Source organism: Buttiauxella noackiae, from assembly GCF_000737905.1.
In the GTDB taxonomy this organism is placed as follows: Bacteria; Pseudomonadota; Gammaproteobacteria; order Enterobacterales; family Enterobacteriaceae; genus Buttiauxella; species Buttiauxella noackiae.
On record NZ_JPRU01000002.1, the window covers coordinates 668,615 to 688,577 of the forward strand.

Consider the following 19,963-nt stretch of genomic DNA (forward strand, 5'->3'; position numbering starts at 1 on the left):
CGTCATCCACCATTTAGCCGTAAAACCGGCCACAAAGTAGCCGGTTGCATAAGCAGTTACGAAATCGGATAAGTATATGGCGCGTTCACGCCCAGTGGCAGACCCAAAGCCCACCACACTAGCAGGAAGATGCTCCAGCAGACGAAGAAGATCACCGAGTAAGGCATCATCATCGACACCAGCGTGCCCACGCCAGTGGACTTCACGTAGCGCTGGCAATAGACCACCACCAGCGGGAAGAACACCATCAGCGGAGTAATAATGTTGGTAGTGGAGTCACCGATACGGAACGCCGCCTGAGTCAGCTCAGGGGAGATACCTACCGCCATCAGCATTGGCACCATAATTGGTGAAAGCAGCGCCCATTTTGCAGAAGCAGAACCGATGAGAATGTTCACCACAGCAGTCAAAAGAATCATACCAATAATGGTTGCTTCTCCTGGCAATGCCATTGTTTTCAGCACGTCGGCACCGGCCAGCGCAATCAGCGTCCCGATATTGGAATCTCCAAACGCTTTGATGAACATGGCACAGAAGAAGGCCATAACCATGTAGGAACCCATTTTGCTCATGGATTCATTCATTGCAGTGATGACATCTTTGCCGCTTTTAAAAGTACCAGCGACAAAACCGTAAACAATCCCGGGGATAATAAAGATCAGGAAAATCAACGGTACGATTGATTTCATGATTGGCGCGCCATAACTGGTGAGTGAGCCATCAGTTGGGCTACGAAGCAGCGAAGTTTCAGGCCATGCCAGAGCGGCAAGCCCTGCCAGCCCCAGAACCATCACCAGGCCCGCGGCTTTAAAGCCGCGGCTTTCCGCAACGGTGTAGCTGCTCATATCTTCGTTATGCTGATAATCGCCGTCGATTTCCAGTTTTGACACGCGTGGCTCAACAATGCGCTCAGTCACCCACCAACCAACCAGGGTAATCATTACCGTTGAACCGATACCAAAGAACAGGTTACACAAGGTGTTGACGGTATATGTCCCATCCAGCAGTTGTGCGGCAGTTTGGGTAAAACCTTGCAATAACGCATCGTTACCGGTTGGCACCATATTGGCCGCAAAGCCGCCAGATACCCCGGCAAATGCCGCCGCAATACCCGCCAAAGGATGGCGTCCAGCAGACATAAAGATAATCGCGCCCAATGGAATAACCAGCACATAGCCGGCATCGGCTGCTACGTGGCTGAACATTGCGACGAAAATAATCATCGGAGTCAGCAGTTTTTTCGGCGTAACACGCAGCATTTTTTTCAGGCCGGTATTAATAAAGCCTGAGCTTTCTGCCACACCCACACCTAACATCGCCACCAGCACGATTCCCAACGGAGCAAAACCGGTGAAGGTAGTGACCATTGAAGAAAGTGTGACAGTCAGCGCCTCAGGCGACAGCAGATTATTAATTCTGACGGCTTCATTGGTAACCGGATTGACTACATCAAAATTGACGGAAGAGAGCACCGCGGAGAGTGCCATAACTACCAGTAAAAAATAGAAAAAGATTAAAGCGGGTTCGGGTAATTTGTTTCCTGCTTTCTCAACAGCGTTGAGAAACCCTGTCATTAGACGACCTTCCGTGTTCCTTGTCGTTGTGCTCATTATTACCTCGTCTTCCTGTTACATTCATAAAAGTCATTGCTTGCCGCAATTAATAACATTTTAGAATAATTCACAGCCAGTAACTTTACGTTACTAGTAAAAACGAGACATAGCAGAGTGATAGATATCAAGAATTTGATTGAAAGCCATACAATGAGTTTGGATAACAGGAGTAATGCAGAACAAAAAACGCCAAAAACTTCCAGAACATCACTACTAACATTGGGTAAACGGTTTTATAGAGTGGATGAGTAAAAACATCATCCACTCAGTCCACCTTACGAAAGCGGCTCTTTTTTAAGACGCGGGTATTTTTTTAGCCAGCGCCCACTGACCATTCGCCAGTAGAACAACACGCCGCGCACCGTCCAGTCGAAGAACATACCCATCCAGACACCGACCACGCCCATCCCCAACACAATCCCTAATGTGTAGCCTGCAACCACGCGGCAACCCCACATGCTCGCCATGGAAACCCACATTGCAAAACGGGCGTCACGCGCCCCTTTCAACCCGGCAGGTAATACCCATGACGCTGCCCAAATCGGCATAAACGCAGCATTTAGCCAAATGAGTATTTTGACGACTTCTTTAACATCATCTTCGTGGGTATAAAACGAGGCCATCAATCCGGCGAAAGGCGCGGTCCCCCAGGCGATTATCGTCAGGCCAAGAGTGGAGAGCCAGAACACATGGCGCAGTTGCCGTTCGGCCTGGCCAATTTGCCCTTTACCCAGTCGCTTGCCGACAATAATGGTGGACGCTGAACCCAGGGCATTGCCGGGTAAGTTAATTAATGCCGCAATGGAGAATGCGATAAAGTTACCAGCAATCACGTTTGTCCCCATTCCGGCGACAAACATTTGCGTGAGTAATTTCCCGGCATTAAACAACACCGACTCAATGCTCGCCGGAATACCAATCCCCAGTACTTCCCACAAAATGCCCACTTTGAGCGGACGGAAATAGCTTTTTAGCGAGATACGCAAAGAAGGAGCAAAACCAATCACCAGCACATAAATGAAACCAATAGCGCCGATATAACGTGAAATCGTTAAGCCCAGTCCAGCACCAAAAAAGCCCAATCCGTTCCAGCCGAGCGCGCCGTAAATCAAGACGCTACTGATGATAATGTTGAGGATGTTCATCCCGCCGTTAATCAGCAACGGAATTTTTGTATTCCCTGCCCCGCGCAACGCGCCGCTACTGATCAGCGCGATCGCCGCTGCCGGGTAGCTCCAGACGGTGGTTTGCAGATACGAGAGTGCCAATGCTTTAACTTCAGGTGTGGCAGCCCCGGCAATAATGTTAACAACATGCTCACCCGCAAGGTGAATGCCGGCCGCCAGGAAAATCGCAATAATTGTCATTAATATCAATGACTGTCGCGCGGCATCTCGCGCGCGTTTAGGGTCACGTTTACCGAGGCTAAATGCCACCACAACTGTAGTGCCGAGGTCCACAGCCGCAAAAAATGCCATGATCACCATGTTGAAGCTATCGGCAAGCCCGACGCCTGCCATCGCCTCTTTGCCCAGCCAACTCACAAGGAAGGTGCTCAGCACCCCCATCAGTAACACGCAGGTATTTTCCAGAAAGATAGGCACCGCAAGCGGTGTAATTTCGCGCCAGAACAGGACTCGGTTGCTTTTCCGTTTGGCGTACCAGCGAGTTTTTTCCACGCGCTGATGAAGTGCTGCTTTTAAGTTCAAGATTGACCTTGGGGGGAAAGTGAAACCACATTTCAAATAATGATTTACAAATCGTTATCCTGCAAAGAGTTTTTTAATTATTAGTGATGAGTACTGGTGGATGACGCTGCGTTTATCCACCCTACACAATCAAAATCAAACCGTAGGTCGGATAAGCGCAGCGTCATCTGACAGAATGCTTGTCAACCATGTCCACCCAAATATGCTTTGCGCACTTCCTCATTCCCCAACAACGCTTCACCACTGCCACTAAGTCGAATCTGCCCGTTGGCCATCACATAACCGCGGTCAGAGAGCTTTAATGCATGGTGCGCGTTCTGCTCCACCAGAAAAATCGTCATCCCGTTGCGCGCAAGTTCACGCAGCGTCTGGAAGATTTGCTTCACGACGATGGGTGCTAAACCCAGGCTCGGTTCATCCAGCAATAACAATTTCGGGCGACTCATCAGTGCACGGGCAATCGCCAGCATTTGCTGCTCACCACCGGACATAGTCATCGCCCGCTGTTTGCGCCGCTCCTTCAAACGCGGAAACAGATCAAACATGGTTTGCAAATCCTGCGCGGCAAACTGGTTGCCAATGGGGATGGTACCCATCAGCAGATTTTCTTCGACGGTCATATCCGGGAAGATGCGCCGCCCTTCTGGCGCCTGTGCAATACCACCAGAAGCCACAAAGTGCGTCGATTTATGGCTGATGTCTTCACCGCGAAACAGGATCTGCCCGCCGCGTATGCGTGGCTGACCGAAAATCGACATTAACAGCGTTGATTTCCCGGCCCCGTTCGCCCCAATCAACGCCACGGTTTCCCCTTCGTTGACCTGCAAAGAAACCTGTTTTAGCGCCTGAATCGCACCATAAAAAACGTCCACATTACGAAACTCCAGCATCGCCTCACTCATACACTGACCTCGTCTTCGTCGGTGCCCAAATAGGCGGCAATCACTTTTTCATCATGCTGGATTTGTTCAGGTTTACCCTCAGCAATCACATCTCCATGGTCGAGCACAATAATATGGTCGGAAATATCCATCACCATGCCCATATCATGTTCAATCAATAACACGGTGATACTGTGGTGGTCGCGTAAGAAACGGATGATCTTACTCAGTGTGTGTGTTTCAACCGGGTTCAAACCCGCAGCCGGTTCATCAAGGCAGATCATCTCCGGTGCGGTACACATGGCACGTGCGATCTCGAGGCGCCGCTGCTGCCCGTACGACATCTCCCCCGCGAGGCGGTTAGCGCAATCCACCAGTTCCACTACTTCGAGCCAGTAAAATGCCCTGTCGAGCGCGCGGCTTTCCGCCCGCCGATAAGCGGGCGTATTTAATACCCCGGCCAGTAAATTACGGTTTACCTGCATGTGTTGTGCCACCAACAGGTTTTCCACCACCGACATTTCCCGGAATAAACGGATATTCTGAAAGGTGCGCGCAAGCCCGGCGCGGTTAACCAGATGTGTACCACCAAACATTTTGTAGAAAATACGCGAGCCGAGTTGCGCCGGATTAATCCAGTCACCCGGTTGGAATTTCTGCCCCAGTATCTGAATCACGTTGGTGGTTTTATCACGCGTGTTAAACAGAATATTACCGCCCGAGGCTTTATAAAAACCGGTCAGGCAGTTAAACACTGTCGTTTTCCCGGCACCGTTAGGGCCAATCAACGCGGTAATCGACCCACGGCGCACCTCAAGATTTACGTCATTGAGCGCCTTAATCCCACCAAAGTGCATCATCAGATGTTCAACACTTAATATCATCTCGCTCATGGCGCCACTCCCTTGCGCACCGCAAACCCGCTGCGGTTGATGCGAATCAGACCGCGTGGCCGCCAAATCATCATCACCACCATTAACATGCCAAACAGCAGCACGCGATATTCGGCAAAACTGCGCAGCAGTTCAGGTGTCACTGTCAGCACAAACGCCGCCAGCACGACGCCCACCGTCGAACCCATGCCGCCCAGCACGACAATGGCGAGAATTAATGCTGATTCAAAGAAGGTAAATGATGTCGGGTTAACAAATCCCTGATAAGTCGCAAAAAAGACGCCAGCAATACCCGCCGTTGAGGCACCCAACGTAAAGGCTGAGAGCTTAACCAGCACATGATTGAGCCCCATGGATCGGCAGGCAATTTCATCTTCACGCAACGCCTCCCAGGCACGGCCTATCGGCATGCGAGTCAGACGATGTTTGATATACAGCACCAGTAAAACCACCAACACCAAAATGGCGTAGATAAAAATAAACTTCAGATTGGGGTTATAGGTGAGATGGAAGAACTCGTGGAACGGTACCCCGCCTTCTTCTTTGGCACGCCGCCCAAATTCAAGGCCAAACAACGTCGGCGGTGGAGCAGAGATCCCGTTAGGACCACCGGTAAACGTCAGCCAGTTATTCAGCACCAGGCGGATAATCTCTCCGAACCCCAGCGTCACAATAGCCAGGTAATCACCATGCATTCGCAACACCGGGAAACCGAGCAAAGCACCAGCCGCCGCAGCCATCAGCGCTGAAAGTGGCAACATCGACCAGAACCCGAGTCCGAGATACTGATACCCCAGTGCAAGTCCGTAAGCACCAATGGCGTAGAAGGCGACGTATCCCAAGTCCAGCAAGCCTGCCAGCCCAACGACAATATTTAACCCAAGGCCCAGCAGCACATAAATTAGCCCGAGGATCGCAACCGTCAGCACGTATTTGGTCGCCACAAATGGGAAACAAACCGCCAGGGCGATCACCAGGGGAATAATCCAGCGCATGCGGCTTTTGTATTCTGGCGGGCGCACATACACGCCTGAATTATCCGTCTCAAAACGGCTTAAAAAACGCGTGCCCGTAGAGGTCGTCAAAAAAGCACTTAATAAAAACCGCCCGACCATCACGACGGCGATAATCACCATCAGCCGCTGCCCTTCGAAGTTAAAGCTGTACCCATCCAGTACCACACCGACTATCGGGCCAAAAACAATCAACGCCACCAGCCCTGCGAAAATCGCATCCAGCAAGCAGCGTTTGAGGGAGAAGCCTTCATGCAAAGCCGTTTCTGATGTCATGTTTTGCTCCCTCACACTTTGGCAACGATAGGTCGGCCAAGCAGCCCCTGAGGACGGAAAATGAGGATCACCACCAGTAATCCAAACGAGAACACATCTTTGTAATCGGAATTCACCATGCCGGAGAACTGCGCTTCAGCAATACCAAGAATCAGCCCGCCAAGCATCGCGCCAGGTAATGAACCAATTCCACCCAACACCGCCGCGGTAAACGCTTTAATACCGATAATAAAACCGGCGTAGAAATCAAAGGTGCCGTAGTTCATGGTGATTAACACGCCTGCCAGACCCGCCATTGACGCACCAATCACAAACACAATTGAGATAATGCGGTCGGTATTAATCCCCAGAATCGAGGCCATTTTGCGGTCTTGCTGTACGGCGCGGCACATGCGCCCCAGCCTGGTATTGCTGATAATCCAGGTCAGCAGCAACATGCCAACAAACGAAGCAATCAAAATGAATACTTTGGTGTAGGTGATTTGCACAAAACCTTCACCGATATGAAACCGGAACACGCCATCAAGCATGGTTGGAATGCCCTGTTGACGCGGCCCCTGGCTGATTTGTGCGTAGTTTTGCAAGATTAACGACATGCCAATTGCGGAAATCAGCGGTGCTAAACGGGTAGAGTTGCGCAGCGGTTTATAAGCGATGCGCTCGATGGTCCAGCCGTACACGCCCGTCACTACAATGGTAAACACCAGCGTGCCGAGAATAAGTAAAGGAAACGACTGCAAACCAAAGAACGAAAGTAGCGCAAGCCCGATGGCGCAGAGGTAAGCGGAGATCATATACACTTCGCCGTGGGCGAAGTTAATCATGCCAATAATGCCGTAAACCATGGTGTAGCCAATGGCTATCAACCCGTAGACGGAACCTAGCGTTACGCCATTGATCAATTGTTGCAGGAAGAATGCGTCCATAGTTTGGCAGTCTCTTTTAGTGCTGCGGACAAACTCCTTTTGTAGGTCGGGTAAGTGCAGCATCACCCGACACTTTCACCAGCAATGCCAGGCGAAAATGGTGGATGACGCTACCGCTTATCCCCTCTACAAATCCCGGTATTATTGGACTTCTTTATATTTTCCTTTGTCATCCCACTGATAAACCACGTAATCCGAGACTTTCAGGTCACCTTTATCATCCCAGGCTTTTTTGCCCATCACGGTATCCACCGGGTTTGCTTTCAGCCAGGCGCTGGCTTTGGCTGAATCTGTGCCGCCAGTGGCTTTAAATGCTGCAGCAATCGCCTGAACAGAAGCGTAGGAATAGAGGGTGTAACCTTCAGGTTCAAATTTGCTGGCGCGGAATTTGTCGATTACCGCTTTGCCATCCGGGATCAAGCGAGGATCTTTACCGAAGGTCATGTAAATGCCATTGGTATATTGCGGGCCGCCTGCCGCAGTCACCATCTCTTCGTTCACGATGCAGTCACCGGAGAAGAATTTAGCCTGTACACCCTGCTCACGCATCTGGCGCACCAGTGGCCCCGCTTCCGGGTGACAACCGCCGAAAAACACCACATCTGGTTTTTGCGCACTGATTTTGGTAACCAGCGCGTTAAAATCTTTTTCACCACGCGACAGGCCTTCGTACATCACATCATTGACGCCACGTTTCGCCAGCGCAGCTTTGGTAGCATCTGCCAGCCCCTGCCCGTAAGTGTCTTTATCGTGAATGATCACCACTCGTTTGGCTTTAAGCTTATCAATAATGAAATCGCTGGCGACCTGCCCTTGCTGGTCATCACGCCCACACATGCGGAACATGTCGTTCATCTTGCGCTCGGTGATGAGTGGGTTGGTCGATCCGGGGGTGATGGCGAGAATGCCCGCATCGTTGTAAACCTCAGAGGCAGGCATAGTAGATGAAGAACAGAAATGGCCGACCACGGCTTTCACTTTGTCCTGGTCAACCAAACGGTTAGCTACGGATACAGCCTGTTTGGGTTCACAGGCGTCATCGCCCTGCACCAGTTTGATTTTTTCGCCATTAATCCCACCAGCAGCATTAATATCTTCGGCGGCCTGAGTCGCGCCATGCCAGTACTGATCGCCATAAGTCGCGTTCGGCCCGGTAAACGGCCCTGCGACACCAATGACAATATCAGCGTGGGCGGAAAACGCCGTTACCAGACAACCAGCCAACACCAGAGAAAGAGGACTTCTAATCAATTTCAGCGACATTTTTATGTTCCTTAGCAAATCAGCAAAGAGGTTTATGCAAAACGGTGTAAGAGCCATTTCAAAAGCAAAAACGCGAACAAAATGCACTATCCAGTCAATTTCCTGTGGTTACAGCGAGGTTTCCTTACGGGGTTTCCTTACGATTTTCACAGCCATAAACATTAAGCAAAATGGTTACCAACGTTACTAGCCGCATATCGATGTTTCGACATATGTCAGTATAGAGCGCAGTAGTAAGCCGCTCGGTACAACGCAATGAATTTACAGCGGGGATCACATCTGCTTAACAATAAAGCCATATTGTTCAAGATTTATGCGTCTTTGCACCAACTTAGTCCACAAATACAAAATGGTTAATATTGTGCGGAGCAATTGGCTGGAGGCTGGCTTGCATTTACTGTTTACAAAAAGGTCAAATTCGCCTTAATACTCAACATGTTGACTATAAAAAGAGCAAACAAAAAACTTTTTCGCGAACCCTTTGACATGCCCCCCTCGAATCGCTAATATGCGCCCCGTTAACCGATTCCTCTGTAGTTCAGTCGGTAGAACGGCGGACTGTTAATCCGTATGTCACTGGTTCGAGTCCAGTCAGAGGAGCCAAATTTTAGTTTCATGATGTATTTAAAATCGTGAAATGTTACAAAAGCAGCGCATAAAAAAGCCTGATGTACTGAAAAGTACCATCAGGCTTTTTTTATGGGTATTTTTTGGGCTAACGTGACTGCAAAATATTCTGATAAGCCCCTACAGGCTCACGGTGTCTCAGCCTGTTGTTTTATGAGCGCGTAGCGGTTCAGTACCTGATTCAGGTGCATATCGATTTGCGATGTCTGGGTTGGGGATAATGGTGTAGTGGCCGTTGTCTGACTCAGCAGATAGAGTTGCTCTTCCACAGGTACCGCACGTCCAAAGTTCTGCGTAATCGCAAACACCATTGATTTCAGCTCCGAACCGGTCAGGTATTTACCTTTGCGTTCATCGAGTTCATTCAGACGCCGGGTCATCTCCTGCAACCCTTCCATTCCCTGGTGCCAGCCCGTCAGCGCTTCAACGGGTATGGCATTGCCGGTGATATGCTGCTGCCACTGCGCTTTCAGTGTTTCCGTCTCTTGCGGTTTTGCCTGTGCTGCCAGGGCAAAACCGTAATTTTGCAGCCACAGCGGGGACTGTTGTGCCAGCTTCGAGAGCGAGGCGGCATCGGCGGTAACCGGCAGCAGAGGCTCAGGCTTGTCATGCAGCATCGACCATCCCCACAGCGCAGCCCCGCCCACAATCAGCATGGTCAGTACGCCCAGCGCAAACCCTTTCCACTGTGATTTTGGCTTCTCCGGTAACGGGGTTATTTCAGCTGGGATAACTGGCTGTTCGCGGATGACATACACCAGTGGCTCCGGCGATTGTGTCGCGGCAATGCCGGCCAACACATCGCCAGATGGCGGTAGCACCACGGGACTGACGTTGATGTTGTTTACTTCGGCATTTTCCAGACGGATGGCCGCATTGTGCATAAAGGTACTGAGTTCACCCATCTGGCAGGCATTTTTCAGTTCAAGGCGTTGTAGCACCTCACGCAATGCGTTGAGATGTTGTTCAGCCTGGTAAACCTGCGGCAAATCACTGTGACGCAGGCTAAGTGTACGCAGTACCGCCTGTAAACGATGACTGAGCCCAGCGAGAATTTCGACGCGTGCATGCACCGGCTGTGGCCACAGAGCGCTCCACTGACGGGTAATGAGCGCATCCAGAATCGCCAGCCCCTCATTCAGACCGTGCATCCCGGTAAGATGCGTGCGCGCCAGGGTGTACCAGGCCGCCGTCTGTAGTTCGACCCCATTCTGGCGGAACAGCGACAGGCTGAGTTGTTCTATACGTTGCCAGTCCACATCCGGGCGTGCCGGATGTGTCAGTTTGCTGAGCTCTTCGCGCAGCGCAATAAAATCGGCAAACTGGCGCGGATCATCGCCGGTTTGTACCTGGCAGGATAATTTATCATTCATGGTGACAGCCCTGAAAAAAGGAGGGAGTAATAGGGAGGAATAATCGAAGCAACAGTCAAGGCAGTAAACTTTCAACCATGCTGAAAAAGGCTTCTTCGTTGAACGCGCTGCCAGGCAAAGTGGAATTACCCGCCGAACGCCACGTCCAGTCACGGTTTTCACCGGTGCGCATAAACAAACGACACAACGGGTTCGCGCTACCTTCCGCGCAGAGGCTGACGTCCACACAACCCGTCACGCCCTGGCCGTACAAAAAGGCAGGCGTGAAGCTCACCTTCCGTTTTTGATAGTGGAGATGAATACCAGGCACGCTGAACACCCTGCCGCCAATCAGACATTCCACCAGTGAGACGGCTGTGCTTTCGATGCGAATACCCGTGCCGTCCAGCCAGGCTTCCATCGTCTCCTGCAACTGACTCATCCTCAGGCGAAATTCCGCGATGTCTGCCTGACCTTTATTTTCCAATGCGCCACAGCGGGGTTGAGCATCCTGCAGTTTTTTAAGAAACCGTTCTTTTGCTGACATAAATTCTTTCTGATTTGGGAGTTGAGCCATCCTGGCCTAAATGCGAGCCCGAGAGTCGACATAGTTTTGCTGCCGCAAATGACGAATTAATACCCTCCCTTCCGGCATAAACGCCGTTCCGTAACGCACCAGCCCTACGCCTTTGAGTTCCGCATCAATGGCATAACGCAGCTCGCCCGGAACTTCCTGTTCAAGCATAACCACAGTGATATTTTTTAAACGCGGCTCATATTTCAGCAACACACCGGAGAGCATGTCCATCAGTTCATGAGCCGTTCCCGGCATACCCTGCAGAATTTTGGTCATATCCGGCAAGCCGTAGTCCGGAATATGGTTGAGTGCCCCCTGCCGGGCGTTGAGGATGCGCTGCATGTTGTCGAGCACCGACAGGATCACCTGGTTTTCTTCGCTGACGTTATGCAGATCAAGGCCGCCAGTGAAGTTGCCGGCCAGCATTTCATAGAGAGAAGGGGATTTATTGCTCATGGTTTTTATTTCCCCTGAGTAAAGGTTAGACATAACGTATACGATGAATTATCAGAGGATGCACCAGGTGTGACATTAGTTTTCAAGGTGTTCATTATTTTTCCGATAAGATGAAACGATCATCGCATTCGCTTTTAAGGAAAATAAATACCCCATAAAAAAACAGGTACCCATCAGCATAACTCGCAGAGGGTGCAAGGAAAACCATTCAACAAATGAATAAATCAGTCCACAGACAAAAAATATAAAGCTAATTCTAAATGAAAAAAACAATGTCAATAGCAATACAGGCGAGGCAACAACCACAAAGAAAAAAGAAATAAATATCAAACCCACACTTCTATGGCTAGTTATTGTGAACACGCTTTCATATAAACAGAAAATCAAATTATAACCACCCACCATAATTATTAAAGCCACAAAAAACACCAGCATCTTTAATAAATTTTTATTTTTCATTCCATATTCCATAGATGTCTAACTCCTCTTTGGTTATGCTTTTCTCTAATGTACTGGAATTAACTTCTATTGATGTTTCTACGATCTCAACCGCCGGATATGTCTTCCCAGTAACCTTTGTGCTATATGTAAATTTCTTGCTGGCATAGAGGGCTCCGCGTAAGACAAAAAAATTGTCATATTCATTTGTAGAGTCAGAGTTTTGCAGTGCCGCATCCCAGGGCTTACCTGTAGCCCATGTTATGCCAGTTTGAATCGTCGCATCTATATTATGAAAAGCCCGGTACGTACCAACAGCGAATGGAATTTGGCCTACAGCATCAGACCAGTAAGGAATATTTTCAATGAGTGATAATAAAAATTTATCTCCTCCATCATGAACATTTTTCCAGTCCCCAGAACCATTGCTCCGGTATGACCACAACGCCCTGTCTACTAATGCAAATTTAGCAATATCCTCCCACGAATAAACTTTATATGCATCCATTACATAATTCGCATCATTGACGTACAACAACTCACGATAGTTATCAGCCAATGGTTCAAACCATTGGTATTTAAAAACATCATACAGTTCCTGAGCAGTCATTATTTTAAATGAATCCCCGAGCGCCCCTCGAAGAACGAACAATACATCAGCGTTTTTCCTGATTATAATCAATATATTAGGAAGAACGATTTTATGCTCTTCATTGTCTTTTTCTGGTGTTGTATTTCCTTTAACTCCCAGTTCGGTCTTACCATCTTTGGTTAAAATTAAGTACGGTTTTCCATCTACTTCCAGATCAATTTTGTTCATAAACCCATCACTTAGCTAACAAACACCCAGTATTCAGATTCATTATCACTCTTATCAACATACGCCTCCCCGCTACTTCCTGAGAGTAACGGTTCACCATCGATACTTTCAATCCGATAATTAACATCTGACGAAAAGCGAATTTTCCTGTCAAAATATTGAGTAGCTATCTTCATTTGCTTCATTGATTCCAGTGGCATGTCATTTTTCGCCCCCTTCACCGTCCGCTTCACCTTGCGCAGGTACTGGGTTGTCGTGCCGTATTCCGCTTTCCTCGCCTCTATCTTCAGGTAACTGCCGCCTCCGCCAATCAGCGTGATGCGCTCTTGCCCGCAAACAGAATCTCTTCGGTGCTGGTCAGCGTCAGTTTCTTCTCCGCAAACAGCCGCAGATTACCGTTCTGGGCCTGCATCTCCACCGAGCCTTCTCTCGCTTTCAGGCTCATCGCCCCACACCGATTCGGCTGCGCCGTCAAACAGCCCCGACGGCTCGCTGTACGGCAGGCGCACATCAAACCGGTAACCCAGCTGGCTGGCGGCAAAAATAAGGGTTTCCTGCTCCGTCGCCGCCTGCATTTCTGAGCGAAACCAGATACCCACCTCTGCCAGCAGGCGCTGGATAAACTCAAGGTCCGTTTCCCGCCACTGAGTAATCAACTCTCGTGGCGGATAGGTGCGATCCAGACGAAACTCAAAGTCCGGCCCTTCCAGCCCGTGGGCGCGCAGCACCTGCTCCACCACCTCCGGCACGGACTGGTCCTGGTACACCGCGCTGCCTTTACTGCGTGACAGCAGCGCCAGCCGTGATGACAGCGTCACCCGGTAGTGCGACTGGTCGGCGCTAGTCGACAGCCATTCCAGCCCGGTGATGATGCCGTGTACCACTTTGCCGCTGTGCATCCGGAAGGACGCGTATTTCATCAGCACCTGTTCCGGCGCGATATTCGCCTGCGGCGTGATGAACTCGATTTTCCAGCGAAACGGCTCGCTTAAAGCTTCCCGACCGCGAAAGCGCAACACGTCCGGCGTCACCGTACTGTCACTGATGTCCAGCGTATAGCGCGACAGACTGTCGTCAAAAGCTGCATCCCGTTATCCATTACGTCACTCCTTTAACGGCTGCAGAATAAATCCATCTCTGCCCAGCTCAATTGTGCGCGGTTTATTTAGTGAGGTTTTTATTTCTGAATTGCGATTAGAAATGTGAACTTAATATAAAAAATACATTTCATAGCTGATGGCAATAATCGTTTTTATACGTCACTTGGTTTTTTTACTAAAATATTAATAAGAACAAGTCGTTAGAGTTGATGAGTTTTTTATCTTCTTTTCATTGTATAGCGATAACCTCGCTGAGATTCTCATATCTAGTAAAAGCCGATTTATTAGGTTAGCAGTCAATGAAAGCTGTATTCCTATGAAAAAACAAATGGGGTTAAACCATTATTGTATTGACATAATTTAGCACTTGCTTTTTATTTTATCTAAAACTTCATTCCGCTCGGTTTGATTTGATGAAAATGTTATATCTGAAGAGTGAAAAAGATCTTCTTCAAAATCATGACCAATTATAAACATTAAAAAATATAGGAGGCCCTGCTATTTGCATCCAGGCTATAATTAGATATTCTATAAACTCCTTTCTCAATCAACCCAGTTATTTTTCTTTTCCTGCGTAACTACACTTCTGGGGATATGATGTACGAGTTGCTTAATGCTAATTTCCATCCAAACCATTTCCTTTTATAATTAACTGAGAATAATAAATAAATTCTCCCAGTTCATTTTTATCAGCATTAAAAAGTTTAGTCCGAATTGAGAATTTAGCACTAACATTAACAATACCATCCTGCACAAAGGGGGCTACTTCTTGAGCAAGAATTGTCCACTTGAGAGAAACCTTACCTTCCTTAGGTACATAAACTAACTCTTTCTTTAAATCCCAACTAGCCAAGTTAGACATTAATGGCATGCGTTTATTACTATTCAAATCAATTAAATGCACTCCGGGGCCAGTCTTTTCGATAAATTTTAGCGGAAGATAAAAGCCAGCATCACTAATATTGATAATAGTCACAACAATAGGAATGTTATCGACTTTATTATAAGCACACTCATTCTGTTCGTAACAACTTATAGTTATTATATAATATTTATTATCAACCATTTCTAACCTCTCCGCCTTTAAATTGAAGGAGCTTAAAATAAGTAAAACGCTAAACGTCATCATATTATATTGCATAATACATTGCATAAAAATTAGACTTTTCATGATTTCACCCCGATCGGAGCCTTCATCGAAAAATACATTACCTACTAACTGGAGATATTACTCAGCACCTTAAATACTGTACAAAAGCATTTCATTATATTGGATCCTCTGATTCTATGGACATAGCGTAATTACTGTTAAAAACATTTTCACAATGAGACTTCTCATCCCCACGATATATTACCCCTCCAGTGGAATCCCAGGAAGTACATTTAATTAACACCCCTGAATTAAATATCAATAATGAAGATTGTTTTTTATTTTCATACCATGACATCCAAGTGCCAATCCTTTGCCCTTTTGCATAATTTTCTTTAGTCCGCATCTTTCCACTTTCAAACAATGAAACAAGCTCACCATCAAGAACTCCTTCTTTCATATTCCCAGAAAACTGCTTCCTTCCGCTTCTAAACCAATAAGACACCATCCCATTTTCTTTCCCTTCAGAAAAATATGTCTTATATTTTCTCTCACCGTTCCTCCACCATGATTCATATACACCATTTGGCACTTCATTGATAAACTCCTGAAAAGATTCCAATTTGTCATTATTGTATTTTGTGACTATTACTTGCCTACCTTTCTCTTCATCAAAATACTTCGTACTATGAATAGTAACTGCCTCTGCAAAGGTACCAGTTGAAAAGAAAAGATTAACACATAGTAGTCCAATATATGTTTTTGCATGATAATTAATCATGAAATATCCTTAAAACCCAAGCCAATTGTCATTAATTCAACCTTATTATGCGCGCTTTCAACAACAAAGACATTATCTCTGTACATAAAAACAGAATCACTTCCATCCCCAGCAACAGCATTAATACAATTAAACGCTAAAAATATACCCCTAAAATCATTAAAACTCATACCTGGATTATAATGCGATTGTACGGCAACATAGCATTTCCCTTTGGAGGTTACCCCAAATCCTACTTTACCCATTCCTGGCATTGCTGCAGCAGCCTTTTCAAGTGCTGCATATTTATTATTATTTCGTTGTGTTAAAAATGGAACGTCTTGCTCCCTTGGCTTTCCAAAAATGATGGCTTCATCAATTTTCTTGCTATATTTATTTCCAGTGCCATATTTCAGGCCATTTATTATTAAAGGACACATCCCGCCAATGCCTGTATAGAAGCCGCTGGTGGGAACATCTCCAGATCCAAACTCCCACGATAAATTATTACTTTGGGCTGCATACATCATTAATGGAGAAGAATTTCCATATCTCTCCCCAGTTCCCATCAAGGCTATTCCTTGATTAATTGTCTCATTTGCTGAGACCGGGTCATCGCCGAGTAATGCATCACTTTTACCAAGAGATGTCACATCAAACCAGCAAGCATTTGTACATACTTCAAATTTCCCAAAAGCTTGTGCTCTTTTAATTGTATCCGAAAATAATTCTTCATTACCATTTAAATCAGCATCCTTCCTAACTATTGGTACAAGTTTACATTTTGCATCAAACTCTACAATATAAACATTTTTTCCTGGAATATCATGATATTTTACCGCCACAATCACCTCCTTAATAAAGTCTAACTTAACTTTAATAACGCATAGTTTTGCTCATCAATAGTAAGCCCTCTGTCCATGAGATTATCTAATGACTTCCAGTACCTCAAATAACCATTGGTAAATGCACGATTAAATTCATCAATGCCTTCCACTTTATATGATGATGTAAAGTCGCTTAAAATACCAACCTGCTCAAGCAATGAATCTATATATTGTATATTACCCTCTGATAGGGATATGTCATATTCTAATTGTAGACTCTCCTTGTTATCAAAGAGCACCGTACTTGCTGGGGAAATATTTTCGGGTGGAATGAAATACAATCGACCATCGCTAGACAACCACTTCTTAATAATATCAACACCACCTATCTTTAGCCCATCAGGATAATACATGGCCTTACCATCAATTCTTTCCAAATAACTGATAACTCCAATCCCCGTGGATAGTTGCATATCAGGGACGACCCTTATTTGTGAGTTCTTATTGCGCTTTGTATTAGGGCTATTTTTTACGGGACCTACAAGCCATGGCAACTCCGGCTGCTGTGCCGCTTTCGCCCCCTTCACCGTCCGCTTCACCTTGCGCAGGTACTGGGTTGTCGTGCCGTATTCCACCTTCCCCGCCTCTATCTTCAGGTAACTGCCGCCCCCGCCAATCAGCGTGATGCGCTTCTTACCCGCAAACAGAATGTCTTCGGTGCTGCTCAGCGTCAGTTTCTTCTCCGCAAGCAGCCGCAGGTTACCGTTCTGGGCCTGCATCTCCACCGGGCCTTCGCTCGCTTTCAGGCTCATCGGCCCGCTGCGCGCAAACATACCCAGCTTTTCCCCTGTCAGCGCGGTCATATTGCCCATGACGCCCACGCTGATATCGCCTCCGGCACTGATGGCAACGTTTTTCGTGGCCGTCATTTGCAGGTGTTTCCCGCTGGTGAACGCCATCCCTTCCGGGGCCGAGACGTGCAGGATTTTATTCAGCGGTTTCAGACGTTGTTCAAACATCTGTTTCTGACTGTCGATATCTGCCTTCAGCGCCCCGGCCTGCTCTGCGGCGGCGGCCAGCTGTGCCAGCTGCTGTTGCAGCTGGTCGATGGTCTTCAGCGCCGCGTCCATATCCAGCACCTGGCCCTGCGCTTTCGCCTGCCCGTCTGCGCTGATAAACAGCCCCTTCGCCGCGCGCAGCGTGCCGTAGCCGTCCGTGCGCAGTTCGGTACCGGTGCCGCGGGCTTTGCCCTGTGCATCCACCAGGTGCCCGGTGTTGAGCTGGGTTTTACCGGCCTCCGTCGCCAGCTTGATATGCTCTTCGCCGCGCTTATCTTCCATGCGCAGCTTATTGTTCGCCGGGGTTCGAAGGATGTTGCGTGTGTGGTTATCGCGGGTCACATGGTCCGGGTGGGCGGAGTCGTGCAACGCATACGCAATGTACGGCAGGTCGATATCCCCGTTGCCATAGGCTATCGCCACTTCGGTACCGTCAATCAGGGGAGTGTGCCAGCCGAGTGTGTCACCGGCATACGGCTTCGCCATCCTCAGCCACAGGTATGCGTAACCCTGTTCGCGCTCATCACGGTCAAAGTCCAGTTTCACCCGGTAGCGACCCTGCTCATCAAGATGGGCGTAAATATCCCCCTTTTCACGGCTCTCGATTCTGGCCGGGAGTGTGCCGTGGATTTCAGGGCGCTCAGGGCACACCGGGCGGAAGCAGTACCGTTCGGTGTAGGGCTGGCCCCAGACCGACACATGCAGCCGCGAATCACGGGCGGCCTGATACGTGGTGAGCGTGATAATAACGCCTTCTTTCAGGGCCGGGACGACGTCCCCCTGTGGCTCCAGCACCTGGCCGGGGCTGAGCTGTGAGGCGTTACTGAACAAATGAATACGCGCGGATTTATTCAGCTCACGCTCATGACCGAGACGCGCGTAGAAAGCACCGCTTTCCGTCTCCGGCTCCGGGTCGCCGTCATCCCCGGCTTCCCGGTACGGAGCGCTGTAGTGATAGTGCTCACCCGTTGTCACCGCGTCACTGCGCACCGTCACGCTGACATCCAGCGGCGTGGTGGCGGTGCGGTAGTTGTAATCGCGCATCGCAGCGCTGCCGCTCACGACATTGTGCCAGGTGCGCACGTCCCACACCGATTCGGCCGCCCCGTCAAACAGCCCCGACGGCTCGCGGTACGGCAGGCGCACATCAAACCGGTAACCCAGCTGGCTGTCGGCAAAAATAAGGGTCTCCTGCTCTGTCGCCGCCTGCATCTCTGAGCGGAACCAGATACCCACTTCTGCCAGCAGGCGCTGGATAAACTCAAGGTCCGTCTCCCGCCACTGGGTAATCAGCTCCCGTGCCGGATAGCTGCGCTCCAGACGAAACTCAAAGTCCGGCCCTTCCAGCCGGTGGGCGCGCAGCACCTGCTCCACCACCTCCGGCACGGACTGGTCCTGGTACACCGCGCTGCCTTTACTGCGTGACAGCAGCGCCAGCCGTGATGACAGCGTCACCCGGTAGTGCGACTGGTCGGCGCTAGTCGACAGCCATTCCAGCCCGGTGATGATGCCGTACACCACTTTACCGCTGTGCATCCGGAAGGACGCGTATTTCATCAGCACCTCTTCCGGGGCAATATTCGTCTGTGGCGTGGTGAACTCGATTGTCCAGCGAAACGGCTCGCTTAACGCTTCACGTCCGCGAAAGCGCAACACGTCCGGCGTCACCGTACTGTCGTTGATGTCCAGCGTATAACGCGAAAGGCTGTCGTCAAAAAGCACCATCCAGTTATCCATTACGTCACTCCTTTAACGGCTGCAGAATAAATCCGTCTTTGCCCAGCTCAATCGTGCGCGGTTTATCCGGGTCGAGATCATCCCGGTTCAGCACCAGACGCCAGGTATTGTTTTTCATGTCCGGGCGGTTAAATAGCCCGACCACCGCCACAAACTGGGCGCTCTCATCCATCGGCATATTCAGCGACACACTGCCCTGGGGCATCACCAGCGTCGATTTGGTCGCCAGCACGTCGTCTTTGAGCACCATGTCTGCCTTGTGCAGCAGCGTCTGGTAGTCTGCGGCATCCACATTTTTACGGTCTGAAAGCTGATAGACCCGCACCATGGTCGCCAGCGGAACCTGTTCGCCGTCGGCGTTAATAGCCGCACGCGGGGTGAAATCCAGATGCAGCGTTTTGATTTTTTTATAGAATATGGATTTTGTCAGGCTAACTGTGCCGTCCTTGACGCTCTGGGTCAGACCGCAGCCTGCCAACAGCGCACAGGCCATCAGCATAAACGCCTGCGCCCACCGCCGGGATAGTGTTGCCATTCGTTGTTCCTT

17 protein-coding genes, 1 tRNA gene and 1 pseudogene are annotated in these 19,963 nt (G+C 49.0%); 1 reads left to right on the forward strand and 18 read right to left on the reverse strand.

Annotated features, from left to right (window positions below; translation table 11 throughout):
• Positions 1-56: 56 nt before the first annotated feature.
• From IX31_RS11570 to IX31_RS11600, 7 genes are all read right to left on the reverse strand, one after another.
• Positions 57-1,574, reverse strand: coding sequence for an AbgT family transporter (locus IX31_RS11570; RefSeq protein WP_034458270.1), 1,518 nt, complete (start codon positions 1,572-1,574; stop codon positions 57-59).
• Between the two features lie 314 nt (positions 1,575-1,888).
• Positions 1,889-3,322: an EmmdR/YeeO family multidrug/toxin efflux MATE transporter gene (locus tag IX31_RS11575; protein WP_034458272.1), complete on the reverse strand. Its 1,434-nt coding sequence runs from the start codon at positions 3,320-3,322 to the stop codon at positions 1,889-1,891.
• 182 nt (positions 3,323-3,504) lie between these two features.
• Positions 3,505-4,224 (reverse strand): ABC transporter ATP-binding protein, encoded by a 720-nt coding sequence (locus IX31_RS11580; RefSeq protein WP_034458274.1) that lies wholly within the window; start codon positions 4,222-4,224, stop codon positions 3,505-3,507.
• Positions 4,221-5,096, reverse strand: a complete 876-nt coding sequence (locus IX31_RS11585) for an ABC transporter ATP-binding protein (protein WP_034458276.1) — start codon at positions 5,094-5,096, stop codon at positions 4,221-4,223. Before IX31_RS11585 ends, IX31_RS11580 begins: the two co-directional genes overlap by 4 nt.
• Complete coding sequence (gene livM / locus IX31_RS11590) at positions 5,093-6,385, reverse strand: high-affinity branched-chain amino acid ABC transporter permease LivM (RefSeq protein ID WP_034458278.1); 1,293 nt, start codon at positions 6,383-6,385, stop codon at positions 5,093-5,095. The genes IX31_RS11585 and livM overlap by 4 nt, the downstream gene beginning before the upstream one ends.
• 11 nt (positions 6,386-6,396) lie before the next feature.
• Complete coding sequence (locus IX31_RS11595) at positions 6,397-7,311, reverse strand: ABC transporter permease subunit (protein WP_034458280.1); 915 nt, start codon at positions 7,309-7,311, stop codon at positions 6,397-6,399.
• A gap of 141 nt (positions 7,312-7,452) precedes the next feature.
• Complete coding sequence (locus IX31_RS11600; protein WP_034458282.1) at positions 7,453-8,574, reverse strand: branched-chain amino acid ABC transporter substrate-binding protein; 1,122 nt, start codon at positions 8,572-8,574, stop codon at positions 7,453-7,455.
• Positions 8,575-9,101: 527 nt separating this feature from the next.
• On the opposite strand from IX31_RS11600, the gene IX31_RS11605 reads away from it, so the two are divergent.
• Positions 9,102-9,177, forward strand: a tRNA-Asn gene (locus tag IX31_RS11605).
• Between the two features lie 152 nt (positions 9,178-9,329).
• Here IX31_RS11605 and IX31_RS11610 read toward each other — a convergent pair.
• The 11 genes and pseudogenes from IX31_RS11610 to tssJ form a co-directional block, all read right to left on the reverse strand.
• Positions 9,330-10,574 carry a VasL domain-containing protein gene (locus IX31_RS11610; protein ID WP_034458284.1) on the reverse strand — a complete coding sequence of 415 codons (1,245 nt, stop codon included), beginning with the start codon at positions 10,572-10,574 and terminating at the stop codon, positions 9,330-9,332.
• A gap of 55 nt (positions 10,575-10,629) precedes the next feature.
• Positions 10,630-11,100 carry a hypothetical protein gene (locus IX31_RS11615; protein WP_034458286.1) on the reverse strand — a complete coding sequence of 157 codons (471 nt, stop codon included), beginning with the start codon at positions 11,098-11,100 and terminating at the stop codon, positions 10,630-10,632.
• Between the two features lie 36 nt (positions 11,101-11,136).
• Positions 11,137-11,586, reverse strand: coding sequence for a type VI secretion system baseplate subunit TssE (gene tssE, locus IX31_RS11620; RefSeq protein ID WP_034458288.1), 450 nt, complete (start codon positions 11,584-11,586; stop codon positions 11,137-11,139).
• A gap of 75 nt (positions 11,587-11,661) precedes the next feature.
• Positions 11,662-12,045 carry a hypothetical protein gene (locus IX31_RS11625; protein WP_122974011.1) on the reverse strand — a complete coding sequence of 128 codons (384 nt, stop codon included), beginning with the start codon at positions 12,043-12,045 and terminating at the stop codon, positions 11,662-11,664.
• On the reverse strand, positions 12,035-12,844 hold the full coding sequence (locus IX31_RS11630; RefSeq protein ID WP_034458290.1) for a hypothetical protein: 810 nt from the start codon (positions 12,842-12,844) through the stop codon (positions 12,035-12,037). The genes IX31_RS11625 and IX31_RS11630 overlap by 11 nt, the downstream gene beginning before the upstream one ends.
• Before the next feature lie 449 nt (positions 12,845-13,293).
• Positions 13,294-13,911 (reverse strand): annotated as a pseudogene (locus IX31_RS11640) (type VI secretion system Vgr family protein); the annotation flags it as partial.
• A gap of 649 nt (positions 13,912-14,560) precedes the next feature.
• Positions 14,561-15,115, reverse strand: coding sequence for a hypothetical protein (locus IX31_RS11645; RefSeq protein ID WP_034458292.1), 555 nt, complete (start codon positions 15,113-15,115; stop codon positions 14,561-14,563).
• Positions 15,116-15,209: 94 nt separating this feature from the next.
• Positions 15,210-15,815 carry a toxin-antitoxin system YwqK family antitoxin gene (locus IX31_RS11650; protein WP_034458294.1) on the reverse strand — a complete coding sequence of 202 codons (606 nt, stop codon included), beginning with the start codon at positions 15,813-15,815 and terminating at the stop codon, positions 15,210-15,212.
• Complete coding sequence (locus IX31_RS11655) at positions 15,812-16,639, reverse strand: hypothetical protein (protein ID WP_051880691.1); 828 nt, start codon at positions 16,637-16,639, stop codon at positions 15,812-15,814. Before IX31_RS11655 ends, IX31_RS11650 begins: the two co-directional genes overlap by 4 nt.
• Before the next feature lie 20 nt (positions 16,640-16,659).
• Positions 16,660-19,416, reverse strand: a complete 2,757-nt coding sequence (locus IX31_RS11660; protein ID WP_081908660.1) for a type VI secretion system Vgr family protein — start codon at positions 19,414-19,416, stop codon at positions 16,660-16,662.
• Between the two features lie 4 nt (positions 19,417-19,420).
• Entirely contained in the window at positions 19,421-19,951 is a 531-nt protein-coding gene (tssJ, locus tag IX31_RS11665) for a type VI secretion system lipoprotein TssJ (protein WP_034458296.1), read from the reverse strand.
• Between the last annotated feature and the right edge of the window lie 12 nt (positions 19,952-19,963).